This window comes from Sphaerisporangium melleum, assembly GCF_014646695.1.
Classification (GTDB): domain Bacteria; phylum Actinomycetota; class Actinomycetes; order Streptosporangiales; family Streptosporangiaceae; genus Sphaerisporangium; species Sphaerisporangium melleum.
Genome location: NZ_BMNT01000034.1, coordinates 1 through 15,054 on the forward strand (window position 1 = coordinate 1; position 15,054 = coordinate 15,054).

Below are 15,054 nucleotides of genomic sequence, written 5' to 3' on the forward strand. Positions count from 1 at the left end.
TTGAGCATGGCGTCGAGGACGGCGTCGCTGATCTGGTCGGCGATCTTGTCCGGGTGACCCTCGGTGACCGACTCGGAGGTGAACAGGCGGCGGGACATCTTCACTCCTCGGGAATCTTGGCGCGAGAGGGATCTCGCGCCGCGGGCTCGAACTCGGCTCGAACCGGGGCGCGGACATTGGACGCCGGCGGGCATCGCGTGCCCGGCCGATGCCGGGAGAAAATGCCGCCGCGCGGCGGCGCCGAGCCTGATCATGGATATTCGATTACCAAAAGCAAGGGCCACCGTGCGAATGGCGCTCGCGCGATGGCCCTTGCCCGCGTGGGGACTTACCGCGAAGGAAACCAGCGACCAGAGACATCACCTCTTCATGCGGCTCAAATTCCTTGCCAAGCTCGATTGATTCGATGCTAGACCGGCGCCGAACCCCGGTGAAACCCCAGGGTGACCCCTACCACCCGATCCGCGGAATAGCGGCGTTATCCGGCCTACCCCGAAGACCCCTGAAAGGCGCGGGCGGCAGGGCGGGCCATCTTGGGCGTATGCCATTCAGCGCCCTTGATCGCGCTATTACCACCCCGCCGCCACGGGCGGACGCGCCCTTGGCACGCCGCATGCGGCACGCCGCCGTCACCCGGCGGCCGCGAGCCGGTGATCGGCCGGCGCGCGGCGGCACCGACGCGCAGACCCCCTGAACAAAATATTGTCCGGTTGATATGCGTGTTCACCGATGCCTTTTCCATCAGGAATTCGCCCTAGTTGTCCCGGCCGTCGAGTTGTACCATGCGAGACAAGTGGTGTGGGCCGAGGGGAGGGGCGACCGCCACCGTATGCCGCGCACGCGGTCCTGTTGAGGCCGAGTGACCTTCTCGCCCCACCGGCGGGCCGATAATGGTCACGGCGAGGACGCAGTAGCACGAAGACTTACGGGGGTCCCGCGGGTCTTCCGGCAAGGAGTCACTGGTGGAGTTCCGCATCCTGGGGCCGCTCGAGGTGGTCGCGGGCACCGCACGGGTGGACATCGGAGGGACGCGACAGCGCATCACCCTGGCCAACCTCCTGCTCGACGCCAACCGCGTGGTGACCGTCGACCGCCTCGCCGAGGCGATCTACGGCATCGACCTGCCGCCCACCGCGCGGGCACAGGTGCAGATCTGCATCTCGTCCCTGCGGCGCACGTTCGCCGCGCACGGACAAGGCGACATCATCTCGACCCAGTCGCGCGGCTACATGATCCGGGTCGAGGAGGGCCGGCTCGACGCCCAGCGGTTCGAGGCGCTGACCCTGAAGGCCCGCCGGGTCCGCGACGCCGGCGATCTCGACCAGGCCGTCCAGGCGTACCGCGAGGCGCTGGCACTGTGGCGCGGCGCGGAGGCATTGGAGTGCATCGACAGCAGACCGGTGCAGTCGGCGGCGAGCCGGCTCACCGAAGAGCGGATGACCACCAATGAGGACTGCGTCCAGCTGGAGCTCGACCTCGGCCGCCATCAGGAGCTGATCGGCGAGCTGACCCGGCTGGTCGAGCACTACCCGCTGCGCGAGCGGCTGCGCGGCCAGCTCATGCTGGCGCTGTACCGCTGCGACCGCAGGGCCGAGGCGCTCCAGGTGTACCGCCTGGCCCGCGAGACGATGATCGAGGAGCTGGGCATCGAGCCCAACGAGCAGCTCCAGCGCCTCGAACACGCCATCCTCACCGCGGACGCGAGCCTCGACCCGCCCGGCAGGACGCCGAAGACCACCGTCGACGCGCCCGCCGCGCCGGCCCCGTCCGTGGTCCCCGTGCCGTTCCTGCTGCCCCGGGCGATCGCCGACTTCACCGGCCGCACCAAGCAGATCGACGCGATCGAGCGCGAGCTCGCGCTGGCCGACGAGGACCCGGGCCGGTTCGCCGTACCGGTCGTCATCGTGGCGGGCAAGGGCGGCATCGGCAAGACCACCGTCGCGGTGCACGCCGCGCACACCGTCGCCGAGCGCTATCCGGACGGCCGGCTGTTCGCCGACCTGCACGGTGGGGCGGCCCGGCAGGTCAGCGCGATGCACGTGCTGGAGCGCTTCCTGCGCGCGCTCGGCGTCCCCGGCGGCGACATGCCCGAGGGCCTGGAGGAGCGCGCCGAGATGTACCGCGCGCTGCTCGCCGACCGCAAAGCGCTGATCGTCCTGGACGACGCGGCCAGCGAGAGCCAGGTCCAGCCGCTCCTGCCCGGCACCAAGACCTCCGCGGTGATCATCACCAGCCGCAGCCGGCTGGCCGGGCTGCCCGGCGCGATCCACATCGACGTCGGCGTCTTCGACACCGACCAGTCGATCGAGCTGCTGGAGCGCATCGCCGGCACCGAGCGGGTGCAGGCCGAGATCGAGGCCGCCAAGGCACTGGCCGAGCTGTGCGGGCACCTGCCGCTGGCGCTGCGCATCGCCGGGGCGCGATTAGCGGCCCGCCCGCACTGGAGCATCGATCAGCTCGTGAACCGCCTGACGGACGAGACACGGCGGCTGGACGAGCTCAACCACGGCGACATGGGCATCCGGGCCAGCCTCTCGCTGACCTACGAGAGCGTCGGCGAGGACGCCAGAAGGCTGTTCCGGCGCCTCGCCATCCTCGACGGCGGGATCTTCGCGGCCTGGGCGGGCGCCGCGCTCATGGACGTGTCGTTCTACGACGCCGAGGACCTCTTGGACGAACTCGCCGACGCCCACCTGATCGAGGCCGCCGGCGGCCACGGCGTGCACAGCGCCTACCGTCTGCACGACCTGGTGCGCATGTTCGCCCGCGAGCGGCTGGTGGCCGAGGAGTCCCCCGTCCAGCGCAAGGCCGGCCTCGAACGGGTGCTCGGCGCCCTGCTGTTCCTGGCCGAGTCCGCCCACCGCAGCGCCTACGGCGCCGACTATGCCCGCATCCGCAGCGACGCCCCTCGCTGGCCGCTGCCCGAACGGCTGACCGGCGAACTGGTCGCCGACCCCTTCGCGTGGCTGGAACGCGAGCGCCCGTTGCTGGTGTCCGGCATCCGCCAGGCGGCGCACGCGGGATTCGCGGCGATGTCGTGGGACCTGGCGTTCGCCGCGGTGACCCTGTTCGAGTCGCGGGTCTACCTGGACGACTGGCGCGAGACGCACGAGGTCGCGCTGGCGGCCACCCGGCAGGCGTCCGACGTGCGCGGCCAGGCCGCGATGCTGTACTCGCGAGGCTCGCTGCGCATCGCCGAGAACCGCTATCCGCAGGCCCGGGGCGACTTCGACGAGGCGTTCCGCCTGTTCACCGAGATCGGCGACGACCGCGGCGCCGCCCTGGTAATGGGCAACCTCGCCTTCCTGGCGCGCATGAGCGGCCATGTGGAGGACGCGGCGGAGCAGTACCGCCGGGCGCTCGAGATCTTCACCAGCACCGGCGACCACGTGTCGTGCGCGTACATGCTGCACAACATGGCGCAGCTGCGGCTGGACGCCTCCGACCCTGAGGGGGCGAGCAACCTGCTGGCGGAGGCCCTGGAGCTCAGCCGCAAGGGCGGCAGCAGACGGGTCGAGGCCCAGGTGCTGTACCGGATGGGCCACACCTACCTGGCGTGGAACGAGCTCGTCCTGGCCACCCAGGTGTTCCAGACGGCGCTGGAGATGGTCCGCGGCATCAGCGACGAGGCCGGTGAGGCGCACATCCTCAGCGGGCTCGGCGTCGCCCGGCTGCGCCAGGGCGAGACCGCGCTGGCGGAGGAGGCGCTCACCGAGTCGGCGCGGCTGTCCGGCCTGGGCGGCGACCACTTCGCCGAGGGCCGGGCGCTGCTCGGGCTCGGCGAGCTCGCCGTCACCCGTGGGGACGCCCGCCACGCCGTGTCGTGCTTCGAGCAGGCGCTGAGGATCTTCCAGGCGATCGACACCCCGACCCTCGAGGCACGTGCGCTCGCCCTGCTGACCGAGGCACGCGGCATGCTCGCGGGCGACGCGGGACGCATGGGCGAGACCGGCGAACTGGTAGGCTGACCCGCCGGGGAAGGGTGACGCGACGGCGCGCCGATAGGGCTCGCCCGGGTCATTCCTTTCCAACTTTCGCCGCCCCGGCACGCATGAATGCGGCGCGCATCTCGCAAAGAGCCGTTCTCCTCGCCGGAAGACCGAATTAGCGGCTCGGGCGCGCCTGCCCGCCGCGATTACTCCGGAAATGCGCGGGGGAAGGTCATGGCCGGGCCGCTGACCACGGCGGGAGCCCGGCACGCCATTTATCGCGGCCCGCCCCTGCGCTCACCCTTACCCTTCCCGCTGCTGCCCTAGCCCGGTGCCGCGCGGTCCCGAGAAAGATTTCGGTTGACGCCTCGTCGAACGGTGGCGTCGATACGCTTGGCGTGTGATCGCCATGCGAGTGAGGTACGAAAGGTCCCCGGGGGGCGGCGTTTCCGATATCGCCGTTTCCACCAGGGAGCGAACCGCCGCATGCCCGTCTTCCCGGGTGTCCGGCGGCGGACCCGCGCGCATCGGCACCCCGTCCAGACCCGTCCATCCTCTGCCGGCCGGTGCGACCCCGCTCGCCCGAAGCCCCCTGCCGCCTCGCGAGGGATCATGATCAAGTCCATCCTGCCCGACTTCGTCGTGGCCGTCGACATGTTCACCGATCCGCCGGACCCGATGCTCTTCCCGGAGGAAGAGCAGGTCATCGCTCATGCCGACGAGCGGCGGCGGCAGGAGTTCGGCACGGCCCGGGTGTGCGCCCACGACGCGTTGCGCAAGCTCGGCGTGCGCCCCGGCCCGGTGCTGCCAGGACTGCGCGGCGAGCCGCAGTGGCCCACCGGCGTGGTCGGCAGCATCACCCACTGCGCCGGCTACCGGGGCGCCGTGGTCGCCACCGCCTCCAAGGTCACGGCGATCGGCATCGACGCCGAGCCGAACGAGCCGCTGGTGCCCGGTGTCCTGGACGCCGTCTCGCTGCCGGAGGAGCGCGAGAGCCTGGCCAAGCTCGCCGCCCGGCACCCGCGTGTGCAGTGGGACCGCATGCTCTTCAGCGCCAAGGAGTCGGTGTTCAAGGCATGGTTCCCGCTGGCCAAGCGCTGGCTGGACTTCCAGGACATCCTGGTCAACGTCGATCCGGCGGGCGGCGAGTTCACCGCGTGGCTGCGGGTCGGCGGCCCCCGGGTGCGCGGCCAGCGGATCACCGCCTTCTCCGGCCGGTGGGTCTCGGACGCCGGGCTGGTGCTGACCGCCGTCGTCCTGCCCGCCCCTGGACGCGCCGCCACGTCCACCGGTGCGGGCGTGCGCCGCTCCCCCGTCTACGGCCGCGTCCAGCACCCCACCTACAGCCGCTCCTCATGACCGCCCCACGCCGTCCGGCGGGTTTCTCCCGCCGCCGGCGGCGGGATGGTGTGCGGCGAACCTGGTCGCCACTCCAGGAAGCGACCGCTCGAATGTACGTTTGAAAACGTGGCATACACTGCGAGTATGGACACAGCGTTCCAGGCTTCGCTGCTCGACATGGGCGAGGAGACCGGCCCCGGCCCGCTGGGTGCGACGGTGCGGCGCACGCCTCTCGCGCACGGCGCGTGGCTCGATCTGCGGCCGGGCTGGCTCACCGGTGCGGACGCGCTCTTCGAGCGGCTGGCGAGGACGGTGCCGTGGCGGGCCGAGCGGCGGCACATGTACGACCGGGTGGTCGACGTCCCGCGGTTGCTCAAGTTCTACGACGAGGACGAGCCGCTGCCCGATCCGCTGCTGGAGGAGGCCAGGCGCATCCTGAACCGCCACTACGCGGGCGAGCTCGGCGAGCCGTTCCGGACGGCCGGCCTGTGCTTCTACCGCGACGGCCGCGACAGCGTGGCCTGGCACGGCGACCGCACCGGCCGGGGGAACAGCGAGGACACCATGGTGGCGATCGTCTCGGTCGGCACGCCGCGCAGCCTGCTGCTGCGGCCGAACGGCGGCGGAGGGCCGACGTTGCGCCACGATCTCGGCCACGGCGACCTCATCGTGATGGGCGGCAGTTGCCAGCGCACCTGGGAGCACGCCATCCCCAAGACCAGCCGCCCCACCGGCCCGCGCATCAGCATCCAGTTCCGCCCCCGCGGCGTCCGCTGACCCTGCCCACGGCCCCCGCGCGGGTTCTGCGCCTCGCCCGTGGACGTACTGCCGCTCACCTCGCGGAGGCGTGCCCTACGCACGGCCTGGGGTGTGCGCGCCGGCCCGCCGCGAGACGTCCGGAGCGCTTCCCCTGCCTCAACGCGGGCGGCTCCCCAGATGGGGAGCCGCCGGTGCCGCGAGGTGTCAGTCGTCGGACTCGCCGTCGTCGTCACGGTCGGCGCCGCCCGTCCCGCTGTGGTCGTCGTCGTCCACCTCGTGGGAGGCCACCGCGCCGGTCGTGGCGTCGATGTCGAATTCGTGCTCGGTGCCGTCGGAGGCGTCCACCTCGACGTCCCAGACCTGCCGCCCGTGCTCGGTCTCCAGCTCGGTGGAGGTCACCCGGCCCCCGGACACCTTGCCGAGCGCCGTACGCTCCGCCTCCTCCCGGGCGATCTTGGGAGCGGCGGCGGGGCCGTCCTGCGGCGAGGCCGAGGCGGTCGGGGTGACCTGCGCGGCCGGCCGGTCCTCGGTGGGCGAGGCCGCGGGGGACGGGCTGAGGTCGGCCGCCGCGAGTGCGGTTCCGCCGCCCACCACGAGCAGGGTCGCGGTGGCGAGACCGGCAATGATCTTGGACCTGTTCATCGGAGACTCCGTCCGAACGATGTGCTCTGCTTGACGGGTCCAAGCCTGCGCCGATCATCGATAGCGGGAGGCTGCAGTGTTCCTAACGCGGGGTTAACGCGGCTCCGGGGACGCCGGTCCACTGACGGAGGCCGGCCGGCACGCCTCGGCTTCCGGCGACCGCGGGGAGGAACGACGGCCCGGACGGGTGGTCAGGCCGGGCGCGGCCCGAACTCCACCACGACGCGGGTGCCACCGTCCGGGCCGGCGCCGAAGGACGCCGAGCCGCCGGAGCGTTCGGCGGTGCGGCGCACGATGTCGAGGCCGAGTCCGGTGGAGGAACCGCCGCTCACTCCGCGCTCCACCGCGGCGGCGTGTGCGAAGCCCGGCCCACCGTCGGTGACCGTGAGCACCGCGCCGCCTCCGTGCCGGGGTGACAGGCTCACGGTGAATCCGGTCGCCTCGGGGGTGTGCGCGAAGACGTTCTCCAGCAGCGCGTCCACGCAGGCCGTGAGCGGCTCCTCGCCGACACCGACGGCCAGGGGAGGATCGGCCAGATCGCGGGTGACCGGGCGGTCCTGGTCGCGCGCGAGCATCGACCAGTGGTGGACGCGGGCCGCGACGACCTGCGCGGCGTCACATTCGCCGGGCTCGTCCTGCCGGGATCGCCGGGCATCCCGGATCACCTGGGTGACCATGCGTTCCATCGCGTCCACGGCCGCGCCCACCCGGGCGGCCTGCTCGCTCTGCGGCAGTGCCTCGGCCTCCAGCCGCAGCACGGTGAGCGGGGTGCGCAACTGGTGCGACAGGTCGGCCACCGCCTCCCGTTCCTGAGCCAGCAGGACCGTGATGCGGCGGGCGAGATGGTTGAGCGCGCCCGCCACCTGGCGTAGCTCTTTCGGCCCCTCGGCGGGGGCGCGCGCGGTGAGGTCACCGGCGGCCAGGCGGTGGGAGACACCGGCCACGCCGGTGATGAGGCGGATCTGCGACCGGGCGAGCCGGTCGGCGACCATCAGGCTGACGACCAGCACCCCGACGCCGACGAGCGCGAGGATCAGCCACGCCCGCCGTACTCCCCGGGTGAGCTCGGCGTCGGAGACGAACGTGCGGATGACGGCCGCTCCCGAGGAACGACCGGTGACGGCGACGACGATCTCACGGCCGCCGTCCGCCCGCGCGGTGAGGCTGCGCCCGGTGAAGGCCAGCCGTACCGCGTCCGACCGTTCGGCCGGCGCCCCGAGGGCCGCCCCGCCGGAGAGGAACACCGTGAGGGGGTGGCCGCCGGCGCTGTTGGCCTGCTGCACGGCCAGCCCCAGCGCCTCCGGCGTGCCGACCGACGCCACGGGGACCAGTGACTGGGCACGCACCAGAGCGTCCGCGGTGGCACGGTCGGCGGCCAGCATCTGCGCGAGCACCGCGAGCGGCACCACGAAGGCCACCAGCGCGAGCGACACCATGGAGCCGACCAGCACCAGCAGACGCCGTCTCATGCTCCCGGGTCCACCAGCTTGACACCGACCCCGCGCACGGCGCGGATGTACCGGGGCTCCTGCGCCGACTCGCCGAGCTTGTTGCGCAGCCAGGACAGGTGGACGTCCACGGTCTTGTCCGCGCCGCCGTACGGCATCCGCCACACCTCGGTCATCAGTTCGCGCTTGCCGACCACCTGGTCGGGCCGCGCCGCGAGGTAGTGCAGCAGGTCGAACTCCTTGGGCCGCAGGTCCAGCACCCGTCCCGCCAGCGTCACCTCACGGGAGCGCGGGTCGATGCGCAGCTCCCCCACGGTGAACGATCGCGCCCCGTCGGCGTCTTCGCTCTGGAGCCGCCGCAGCACCGCACGGATCCTCGCGTCCAGTTGGACGGCCCCGAACGGCTTGACGACGTAGTCGTCCGCTCCGGCGTCCAGCACTCGTGCGATCTCCCGCTCGTCGTCCCGCGCCGTCGCCACGATCAGCGGCACGGCACTGACCGCGCGCAACATGCGGATGACCTCGTACCCGTCGACGTCCGGCAGCCCGAGGTCCAGGATCACCAGATCAGGCCGCTCGTCCACGGCCATCCGCAGGCCCGCCATGCCGGTGACGGCCGACGTCACCCCGTGCCCGCGCTCGCCCAGGGCCCGCATGAGCGCGGACCGCACCGCGGCGTCGTCCTCGACCAGCAGTAGTTGTGCCATCGCCTCAACAGTAAGGGGGTTCCGGGCGCCCGATGCCGGGCCGTATCTCCGTTGAGGTGGCGTTAGGCCAGATTTAGGACTGTCCATGGCACTCTGACAGAGTGAAACGAGGTCCACTGCTGGCGACCCTCGGCTGGCTCGCCGCCGCCACCTTCACCACCGGCACCACCACCTGGGCCATCGCGCTCCTCGGCCAGGGCCTCAGCGAACCGGTCGTCTCCCCCATGTCCGCCGCCCAGCTCACCCAGGCCCTCGCCACGGCGACGGCAGCCCCCGTGCCCCCGGCGACCACGTCCCCGGAAGGCTCCGCCTCGCCCTCGGCGACCGCACGGTCCGGCCGCGTCTTCACCACCCAGGGCGGCACCGTCGTCGCGGCGTGCGTCGCCGGCCGCCCCACCCTCCAGGCCTGGAGCCCCGCCCAGGGATACCAGGTCGACGATGTCGAGGACCGGTCCGGCCACCTCGTCTCCGTGGAGTTCGAGTCGGAGAACACCAAGATCGAAGTGCGGATCACCTGCGCGGCGGACCTCCCGTCGGTCACCACCAGAGTCGAACGGGACTAGAGCGGCACCGCGCGAGCCGTGCCCCCGGCCGCCGGAGTTCCGGCGTCCCGCCCGCCACGAAGCGTGAGACGGCGGGCCGGTCACCGTGGGATGAGCAGGCCGCCCATGCCGATGAAGATCGCTCCGGTGATGATGTCGAGCCTCCTGCGGGCCCGCCGGTAGAGGCGGGTGATGACCGGGGTCGCGGCCAGCACCGACACGATGCCGAACCAGGCGAAGGCGATGGCGACCATGGTCGCCAGCGTCGCGGCCCGCGCGGCGAGGCCGGCCCCGTGCGGCAGCAGGCTCGCGAACAGCGCGCCGAAGAACGCCAGTGCCTTGGGGTTGGCCAGGTTGGTGAACAACCCGACCCGCCATTCCCTGAATCCGCTCCCGGGCCCCGTGCCGCCGGCGCGGCCGAAGCCCTCCCCCGCTGCGGCGCCCTCGTCCGGCAGCGCATCGGGTCCGGCGGAGCCCCTCGGGGACTCCGCCACGGCGGCAGCGTCCGCTCCGGCGCCGGCCCGTGTAGCGGGCCCATGGGTGTCGGCGGGAGCAGCCCGGCGGGCGGCGCGGATGGTCGCCACGCCCAGCGCGACGAGGAACAGCGCTCCCGCGACCCGGCCGGCCGTGTACAGCCACTCGTAGCGTTCGATCACGACGGTCAGCCCGAACAGCGCGGCGAGCGCCCACACGGCGATGCCGGTGGTGACGCCGGCGGCCACCCGCAGGCCGCTGCGCCACGACCGGCCGGCCGCGTACCTCAGAGTGATCACGAAGTCCGGCCCCGGGCTGATCACCGCGAGGGTCCAGATCCCGAGCAGGGGAAGCAGTGCGAACCATGACATGGCCAGGCGGTCCTTTCGTCGCAGGGAGTTCAGCCGACCACCGGCGAGGCGATGACGACGGTGATGTCGGCCGCCTCCTCGCCGGTGCGGTACAGGTGCGGGCGATCGCCGGCGAAGGCGAGCAGGTCGCCGTGGCGCAGTTCCCGCAGGTCGTCGCCCGGCCCGGCGGTGAGCGCGCCGGAGCCGACGACAAGGTGCTCGACGGTGCCGGGTGCGTGCGGCAGGCCGTCCAGGCTGGTATGCGGCGGCACGCGCAGCCGCCACAGCTCCAGGGTGTGCCCACCGCCCACCCGGCGCAGCAGCTCGCGCGTCGGCCCGTCCCGCTCGGGCTCGGTGGCCAGGACGTGGACGGGACCGGCGTCGGTGTCCCGGGCGAGCAGGTCGGTCAGCGGGATGTGCAGCGCGAGGGCGATCGCGTCCAGCGTCTCGATCGTCGGGTTGCCGGTGCCGGCCTCCAGCCCCGACAGCGTCGCCTTGCTCAGCCCCGCCCGGCGGGCCAGCTCGGCCGCCGACATGCCGCGTTGCAGCCGCCGCTGCCGCACCTGCGCACCCACCGCCGCCGCAGTCGCGCCCCCCGCCCCCCGCCGCTCCCCGCTCACCCGCACCAACCCCGCCCAGCCATCGTCCGAGTGCACCCGTTTCGTTGAACCATACGTTCAATATACCGAACGCGCAAGGCGGGCGGTGGCCGGGTCAGGGTGGGGTGGGGGCGGTGGACCAGCCGGCGTGGCGGGCGGTGGCTATGGCGTCGCGCAGGGTCCTGCGGGTCACCTCGCCCCGCCGGCCGCCGAGCCGGAGCAGATGGTCGTCCTCCAGCAGGGCGTACTCGTGCCGGTCACCGTTGACGCGGTACCAGCCGACCTCGTCGTGTTCGCACGCCACCTGCGCCCCGGGTGGCTCGGCGTCCGGCGAACCGGGCGACATTCCCTCGGCCGCCATGCCGGGTTCCCCGTCCTCCGGGACGCCGCCGGCGAGGGTGCCGGCCGTACCGGGCCGGGCCGGGCCCGGTACGGCCGCGGGCCGGGCCTCGGGCGGGTGGAGGCCGGGCCGGCGGGAGGCGGGCGGGGCGGTGTCGTGGACCGGCCAGTGGCGGCACAGTTCGTCGCTGAACGAGCTCCGGTCCACGCCGAACCACACCCGCTCGCCCTCCGGGGAGATGTAGTACGCCTGGAAACCCTCGTCGTTGTACACGCTGACGGTCTCCTGGGCGGGCTCGTACCCCGGGAGGTCGACCACGTAGACCAGCTCGGGGGACACCCCCTGCGCCCTGAGATCGTCGAAGTGGACCCCGGCGAGTGTCACCCCGGTGCCGCAGCCCGCCACCAGCGCGAGCCCGGGCATCATCAGCAGACCGGCGCGTCGCATCACGCCGCCACCTTCTCGCACCCGGCCCGCCCGACGCCCGCATTAGGCGCCCGGTTGCCGCAGCCTTTACCTTCGGCCGTGCCGGGCGCCGTTCTCCCTGTCCTCCGTCGCGGGGAGGTGACCGTTCCGCGTCTCTCGGACGGGAGTGGCCGTCGGCACCCTGGCGGCGCGGCGCCGCGTGGAGCGGCGGCCGTCAGGAGGGGGCGACGGCCGCGGGGCCCGCCTGCGTCCAGGCGCGGGTGCCGAACGAAGCGCAGGACGCCGAGGCGACCGCGACGGCGAAGGCCAGCGCGGCGGCGAAGCCGTCCGGGGTGAGCCGGTCCGCCTGCCCTGCCACGGTGCCCCGCTCGAAGGACCGCCCCGGGGCGGCCAGGGCGCGGCACAGGGCGAAGGCCAGCGCCCCGTGCAGGATGTCCCCGGCGCCGAGGGTGTCCACGACCTCGACCGGCGGGACGGGGCAGGATCGCACCCGGTCGCCTTCCCCCGGCGCGCGCCACAGCACCGGCTCGGGGCCGCGGCTGACCGCCGCCCACGGCACGCCCGCCGCCCGCAGGTCGGCGAGGACCTCCTCTGGCGTGCGGGTGCCGGGCGGGCGGAAGTCGGCCGAGGCCACGGCGACGTCGATGTACGGAAGCAGTTCGGCGGTGCCGGGTTTCCAGCTCCCGCCGTCCAGCAGGGTCAGGCGGCCCCGCTCGCGTGCGAGCCGGGCCGCCGCGAGGGCGAGGGCGGGATGGTGCCCGTCCAGGTGGACCGCCTGGCTCGCCTCCACCAGTGCGGCGAGCCCGGCCGGGGGTGACAGGCTCCGTCCGGCGGCGTTGACCGAGACCACGGCGCGGTCGCCGCTCCCCCGGGTGACCATGATCGTGGACATGGCGGGCGGCACGGGGGCGCCGGCGGCGAGGTCCACCAGCCGTACGCCGTGGCCGGCCAGGTCGGCGCGGACGCCGGCCGCGAGCGAGTGGGCGCCCACCGCGCTGACCAGCGTGGCGTCCCCGCCCAGGAAGGAGAACGCGACGGCCGCGTTGGTGGCGGGTCCACCGGCGGCCACCGTCTGCCCCAGCGCGGTGATCTTCTCGTTGGCGGAGGGCATCCGCTCCACCGACTGCACCAGGTCCAGCGTGCACAGCCCGGCGAACAACGCGACCGGCTTGGTCATCGGCAACCTCCGTGCAGCCCCGCCTCGTGGAGCGGTCAGGCGAGGGACCTGCGCCGGTCGTAGTGCTCGCGGGCGGCCAGGACCTGCGGCATCTCACCTTCGAGCCATTCGATCAGGCCGAGCAGGCGGCGGGCGGCCTCGCGGCCGAGCGGGGTGAGGCTGTATTCGACCCGGGGCGGGATGGTGTGCTGGGCCTCGCGGTGCACCAGGCCGTCCCGTTCGAGTGCCTGCAGGGTCTGGGCGAGCATCTTCTCGCTCACTCCGTCGACCCTGCGGCGCAGCGCGTTGAAACGGTAGGCCTCCTCTCCGAGCGCGAGCAGGGCGAGGATGCCCCAGCGGCCGGTGATGTGCTCCATGGCCTCCCGGGACGGGCAGCCGCGCGCGAAGACATCGAAGACGATCTGCTCGTGCTCGTCACGCTCGGCGATAGCCTGCTCTTCCATGGCGCAAGAATACGCCTCCTTCATACCACCATCTGGACTGTACTCATCGAAAAGATGGTACTTTCTCTGAGTTAGTGCTACTGAATACACAATGCGCGGGCAGAGGAGTGGGCATGATCGTGGTGACCGGTGCGACCGGGCAACTCGGCCGTCTCGTCGTGCAGGGCCTGCTGGAACGGCTGCCCGCGGGCGAGATCGTGGCGGCGGTCCGCAACCCCGGGAAGGCGGCCGACCTCGCCGGGCGCGGCGTGCGGGTCCGCGAGGTGGACTACGACCGGCCCGAGACGCTGAAGGACGCCTTCGGCGCCGGGGACGTGGTGCTGCTGATCTCGGCGGACGAGGTCGGCTCCCGCGTGCCCCAGCACACCGCCGTCGTGGACGCGGCAGCGGCGGCGGGGGTGGCGCGCATCTCGTACACGAGCGTGCTGCACGCCGACGTCTCCACCACCCCGGTCGCACCCGACCACAGGGCCACCGAGAAGCACATCGCCGCCTCGGGCCTGCCGTACACGTTCCTGCGCAACGGGTGGTACACCGAGAACTACGAGGCGGCGATCACCCAGGGCGCCGCGCAGGGCACGATCTACGGCAGTGCCGGCGAGGGCCGCGTCGCGAGCGCCACGCGGGCCGACTACGCCGCCGCCGCGGTGGCCGTCCTGACCGGCGAGGGCCACGAGAACAAGGTCTACGAGCTGTCCGGCGACGCCGCCTGGACCATGGCCGATCTCGCGGCCGAGGTCGCCGCGGCCGCCGGACGGCAGGTCGCCTACCAGGACCTGCCGCTGGAAGCCTACGAGCAGGCCCTGGTGAACGCCGGGCTGCCGGCCGGGGCGGCCGCCGTGATCGCCGGCTGCGACGCCGCGGTCGCCGGCGGCGAGCTCGCCGACACCCCGGGCGACCTGCGTGCGCTCATCGGCCGTCCGGCCACTCCCCTGCGCGACACCGTGGCCGCCGTCCTGGGCAAGTCCTGACCCATCCCGGAGCGAGAGGCGAGCCGGCGCCGGGTACGTCCCGGCGCGTGAGCGCACCTCGTAGCGCGCCCTGGGTGGTCCGCGCTCCCCTGACCGACAATTGCCATATATCGGACATAAGCCCCAATTAGGCTGCACTGGTGGATTCGACGACCGACCTGCGGCCGCAGTTCGACAACGCCCGCGACTACTACCTGAGTCTCGGGCATGCGGACCGCTCCGACGGCGACCCCGCCCTCTACCGCAGCGGCGTGCCGCACAGCCTGCTCAACGGAGTGCTGCGCCTCGGCGACAAGGACGTGGACGAGGCGCTGGCCGAAGCCCGCGGCAGGCTGGACGGCGTGCCCTGGTGGTGGTGGATCGGCGCGGACAGCCGCTCCGGCGTGGAGGAGGCGCTGCTCACGCGGGGAGGGGCGTTCGTCCAGCCCATGCCGGTGATGGCCGTCTCGCTCGACCGGGTGGCCGACGTGCCCGCGCCGGCCGGGCTGACGGTCGAGCAGGTCACCGCGTCCGGCATCCGGGAGTGGGTCCAGACGTTCGCCCCGGCGTTCAGCATGAGCCCGGCCCTGCACGAGGACATCAGCCGGATCGAGGCCGCGCGCGCCGGTCACCCGGGCACCCTGATCCGGTTCGCGGCGCGCATCGACGGGCAGATGGTCGGCACCGCGGCGCTGTTCGACGCGCACGGCGTGGCCGGGATCTACGCCGTCTCCACGGTCGAGACCCACCGGCGCCGCGGCATCGGCGCCCATCTCACCACCGTGGCGCTGCACACGGGACGGGAACGCGGGCTGCGGGTCGGCACTCTGCAGGCGAGCAGCGCCGGCGCGCACGTCTACCGCGGCATGGGCTTCGAGACCGTCGCGGAGTACCACATCTTCCAGCTCCCTCCGGCCTGAGCGGGGC

Annotated in this window: 15 protein-coding genes; 6 read left to right on the top strand and 9 right to left on the bottom strand. The window is 73.0% G+C overall.

The features are described 5' to 3' along the window. Positions 1-98: S-adenosylmethionine synthetase N-terminal domain-containing protein (locus tag IEY93_RS26875; RefSeq protein ID WP_189165915.1), on the bottom strand; the 98-nt coding region annotated here is incomplete at its 3' end. A gap of 864 nt (positions 99-962) precedes the next feature. Between IEY93_RS26875 and IEY93_RS26880 the strand changes: the two genes are divergently transcribed. From IEY93_RS26880 to IEY93_RS26890, 3 genes are all read left to right on the top strand, one after another. Beyond that, positions 963-3,968 (top strand): AfsR/SARP family transcriptional regulator, encoded by a 3,006-nt coding sequence (locus tag IEY93_RS26880; protein ID WP_189165916.1) that lies wholly within the window; start codon positions 963-965, stop codon positions 3,966-3,968. Positions 3,969-4,541: 573 nt separating this feature from the next. Continuing rightward, on the top strand, positions 4,542-5,288 hold the full coding sequence (locus IEY93_RS26885; RefSeq protein ID WP_189165917.1) for a 4'-phosphopantetheinyl transferase family protein: 747 nt from the start codon (positions 4,542-4,544) through the stop codon (positions 5,286-5,288). Positions 5,289-5,414: 126 nt separating this feature from the next. Then, positions 5,415-6,047 carry an alpha-ketoglutarate-dependent dioxygenase AlkB gene (locus IEY93_RS26890; RefSeq protein ID WP_189165918.1) on the top strand — a complete coding sequence of 211 codons (633 nt, stop codon included), beginning with the start codon at positions 5,415-5,417 and terminating at the stop codon, positions 6,045-6,047. Between the two features lie 186 nt (positions 6,048-6,233). Here the strand turns inward: IEY93_RS26890 and IEY93_RS26895 are convergent, their stop codons facing one another. The 3 genes from IEY93_RS26895 to IEY93_RS26905 all read right to left on the bottom strand — a co-directional run bounded on the left by IEY93_RS26895 (position 6,234) and on the right by IEY93_RS26905 (position 8,826). After that, positions 6,234-6,671: a PepSY domain-containing protein gene (locus IEY93_RS26895; RefSeq protein WP_189165919.1), complete on the bottom strand. Its 438-nt coding sequence runs from the start codon at positions 6,669-6,671 to the stop codon at positions 6,234-6,236. Between the two features lie 191 nt (positions 6,672-6,862). Then, positions 6,863-8,140, bottom strand: coding sequence for a sensor histidine kinase (locus tag IEY93_RS26900; RefSeq protein ID WP_189165920.1), 1,278 nt, complete (start codon positions 8,138-8,140; stop codon positions 6,863-6,865). After that, positions 8,137-8,826, bottom strand: a complete 690-nt coding sequence (locus IEY93_RS26905; RefSeq protein WP_189165921.1) for a response regulator transcription factor — start codon at positions 8,824-8,826, stop codon at positions 8,137-8,139. Before IEY93_RS26905 ends, IEY93_RS26900 begins: the two co-directional genes overlap by 4 nt. A gap of 101 nt (positions 8,827-8,927) precedes the next feature. Here IEY93_RS26905 and IEY93_RS26910 point away from each other — a divergent pair, with 101 nt between their 5' ends. Then, positions 8,928-9,389 carry a hypothetical protein gene (locus IEY93_RS26910; protein ID WP_189165922.1) on the top strand — a complete coding sequence of 154 codons (462 nt, stop codon included), beginning with the start codon at positions 8,928-8,930 and terminating at the stop codon, positions 9,387-9,389. 80 nt (positions 9,390-9,469) lie between these two features. Here the strand turns inward: IEY93_RS26910 and IEY93_RS26915 are convergent, their stop codons facing one another. From IEY93_RS26915 to IEY93_RS26935, 5 genes are all read right to left on the bottom strand, one after another. Then, positions 9,470-10,213 (bottom strand): LysE family translocator, encoded by a 744-nt coding sequence (locus tag IEY93_RS26915; RefSeq protein ID WP_189165923.1) that lies wholly within the window; start codon positions 10,211-10,213, stop codon positions 9,470-9,472. 29 nt (positions 10,214-10,242) lie between these two features. Further along, a complete protein-coding gene (locus IEY93_RS26920; protein ID WP_229691512.1) occupies positions 10,243-10,848 on the bottom strand; it encodes a helix-turn-helix domain-containing protein in 606 nt (201 codons plus the stop codon). A 58-nt stretch (positions 10,849-10,906) separates the two neighbouring features. Then, a complete protein-coding gene (locus IEY93_RS26925; RefSeq protein WP_189165924.1) occupies positions 10,907-11,578 on the bottom strand; it encodes a hypothetical protein in 672 nt (223 codons plus the stop codon). Between the two features lie 193 nt (positions 11,579-11,771). Next, positions 11,772-12,734, bottom strand: a complete 963-nt coding sequence (locus IEY93_RS26930) for a PfkB family carbohydrate kinase (RefSeq protein ID WP_189165925.1) — start codon at positions 12,732-12,734, stop codon at positions 11,772-11,774. A 35-nt stretch (positions 12,735-12,769) separates the two neighbouring features. After that, on the bottom strand, positions 12,770-13,177 hold the full coding sequence (locus tag IEY93_RS26935) for a winged helix-turn-helix transcriptional regulator (RefSeq protein ID WP_189165926.1): 408 nt from the start codon (positions 13,175-13,177) through the stop codon (positions 12,770-12,772). 113 nt (positions 13,178-13,290) lie between these two features. Here IEY93_RS26935 and IEY93_RS26940 point away from each other — a divergent pair, with 113 nt between their 5' ends. Then, the gene (locus tag IEY93_RS26940) at positions 13,291-14,148 is read left to right on the top strand and encodes an SDR family oxidoreductase (RefSeq protein ID WP_189165927.1); all 858 of its coding nucleotides are present in this window, start codon (positions 13,291-13,293) and stop codon (positions 14,146-14,148) included. 140 nt (positions 14,149-14,288) lie between these two features. Continuing rightward, a complete protein-coding gene (locus tag IEY93_RS26945) occupies positions 14,289-15,047 on the top strand; it encodes a GNAT family N-acetyltransferase (RefSeq protein ID WP_189165928.1) in 759 nt (252 codons plus the stop codon). Positions 15,048-15,054 lie beyond the last annotated feature (7 nt).

Bases quoted from the DNA above. Each gene is read 5' to 3' on its own strand.
- IEY93_RS26930 (WP_189165925.1), bottom strand. From the start codon at position 12,734: ATGACCAAGCCGGTCGCGTTGTTCGCCGGGCTGTGCACGCTGGACCTG.
- IEY93_RS26895 (WP_189165919.1), bottom strand. From the start codon at position 6,671: ATGAACAGGTCCAAGATCATTGCCGGTCTCGCCACCGCGACCCTGCTC.
- IEY93_RS26915 (WP_189165923.1), bottom strand. From the start codon at position 10,213: ATGTCATGGTTCGCACTGCTTCCCCTGCTCGGGATCTGGACCCTCGCG.
- IEY93_RS26905 (WP_189165921.1), bottom strand. From the start codon at position 8,826: ATGGCACAACTACTGCTGGTCGAGGACGACGCCGCGGTGCGGTCCGCG.
- IEY93_RS26890 (WP_189165918.1), top strand. From the start codon at position 5,415: ATGGACACAGCGTTCCAGGCTTCGCTGCTCGACATGGGCGAGGAGACC.
- IEY93_RS26885 (WP_189165917.1), top strand. From the start codon at position 4,542: ATGATCAAGTCCATCCTGCCCGACTTCGTCGTGGCCGTCGACATGTTC.
- IEY93_RS26925 (WP_189165924.1), bottom strand. From the start codon at position 11,578: ATGCGACGCGCCGGTCTGCTGATGATGCCCGGGCTCGCGCTGGTGGCG.
- IEY93_RS26935 (WP_189165926.1), bottom strand. From the start codon at position 13,177: ATGGAAGAGCAGGCTATCGCCGAGCGTGACGAGCACGAGCAGATCGTC.
- IEY93_RS26940 (WP_189165927.1), top strand. From the start codon at position 13,291: ATGATCGTGGTGACCGGTGCGACCGGGCAACTCGGCCGTCTCGTCGTG.
- IEY93_RS26900 (WP_189165920.1), bottom strand. From the start codon at position 8,140: ATGAGACGGCGTCTGCTGGTGCTGGTCGGCTCCATGGTGTCGCTCGCG.